The 1,692-nt window shown below is 42.0% G+C and carries 1 protein-coding gene and 1 pseudogene; one reads left to right on the top strand and one right to left on the bottom strand.

What is annotated here, in order from left to right; all coding sequences use genetic code 11:
* Positions 1-134: 134 nt before the first annotated feature.
* A pseudogene (locus PX481_RS29630) lies at positions 135-577 on the bottom strand (IS1634 family transposase N-terminal domain-related protein); the annotation flags it as partial.
* Positions 578-1,222: 645 nt separating this feature from the next.
* Between PX481_RS29630 and PX481_RS08135 the strand changes: the two are divergent.
* A complete protein-coding gene (locus PX481_RS08135) occupies positions 1,223-1,405 on the top strand; it encodes a hypothetical protein (protein ID WP_002764031.1) in 183 nt (60 codons plus the stop codon).
* The last annotated feature ends 287 nt before the right edge of the window (positions 1,406-1,692 follow it).

The raw sequence follows: 1,692 nt of genomic DNA, 5'->3' as shown, positions 1-1,692 counted from the left end.
CTGGTGAGAGAGAGTCTATCTTTCTCTAAAAAAATGGAGAATCACGTTGGGGATCCCTTTGGTATTTTATCCATGACTACAATGCACAGCAAAGCAAAGGATTAAGCCGCCATCACTACTACCGAATCACCACCTAATTCGTCTTCATCGGCTTTCTCTAAGTCTAACAATTGTCCTAAACTCTGACTGCAAGTCTCGCTATTAAATCCTCTCACTGTGGCTAGTTTCGATTTAGGATTGATGATTCTTGCCACAATCATCGCCACCACTAAGTTTCTGATTCGAGAGGATTTTTCACTGATTATTTTATCTAAACCTAATTTTTTAATCGTCTCTAAAATAGCCATTACATGACCAGGAGGAAGACTTCTAATCACTTCAAAATGATTGGGAATGCCTTCAGTCATGGACAGTGTTGCCCCTTTAAGAGCCAGTTTTAGATTGTCGATAATATCATCGGGTAATTTTGAGAGATTGGCCAGGGTTCTTTTTTTGACTTGATCTCCTTCTCGATAGGAATCTGGTCGAAGAACAGCGGGGGGGGGGAATTACGGTTAGGAACTTTTTCTATATACATGGCTATCATTTTAGCAAATGGAGAGAATTCTTGTCCATTAACAAATGTTACAAATTACATGGGTACATTAAGAAATGTTAAGGGCTATATCCATTGATGGATAAGGGGTTTTCGGCTATTATGGTATATGTGTATGGGGGAAGTTCAGTTATATTTAATTCCACCCACCCACTTAATACCCATTCTTGATCAAGACGTTGACAATAAAGTTTCCACCCTTGATTAAATAAGGTTTGCTGAATAAGTAGTCGTGCAAAATTAATTTCCTAGTCGAGACTCCGAGACTCCGAGACTCCGAGACTCCGAGACTCCGAGACTCCGAGACTCCGAGACAGCTATCAGGGATCAGATTTGAATTTTTAGTTCACTGTTTACTGGTCACAGCAAAAAGCTTTTGGCTGACGGGTGACGGCTTGGATGTGTAATTAATTTTGCTTAGGTACTTAATCGTTTTATCATAACAGGATTTAGTATTAGGTGCTGCGTGACGGTGAACAGCAGGGAAAACCAAATCGTCGGGATCGGTATCGCCGTCCATTTTACGGTGGTGAGGATGTCAACGGTAAAATTTCCGTAAAGAGGTTGATTCCTATTGATTTATATATCAAGTTCCCTGCCGCAAAGAATCGATAGATACTTGAGGCAATGATGATTGAAGAATTAAATACCCGGTTAGAAGCCCACGAAAAAACAACCGAAGAGATAAGGGAACGGAAGGAAGCTATCGACCGGCAGTCGGCCGAGTTTAACCAATGGATGACCGTAATCAAAGCAAGGTTGGATGCGATCGCAGGCAAGATCGAACGGGCCAAAAACAACACCAAGTAGAGCGAACGCAAAGCGCTCGCTACGCCAGATCGCATTCTCTCGCTCAAAGGAAAAGGTGCTTCATGAGTTTATTGTCGGCAAATCGATCGCTTCGACCAACTAACCGAACATAAGCCCACCTTATCATTCCGACAAGAAATACTTTTGTCAAACCCCTTTACAAACCGATACAAAGTCTTTAAGATAGAGACATCATCAATCAATCGTACCTCGACAACCTAATAGGAATCATAAACCAATGACCACCACTCTACAACAGCGCGAAAGCGCTTCCCTGTGGGAGCAGT

The sequence above is a fragment of the Microcystis sp. M53603_WE2 genome (assembly GCF_030065435.1).
The sequence above is the reverse complement of the archived record's forward strand: the minus strand, read 5'-3'. Positions and strand labels throughout refer to the sequence as shown.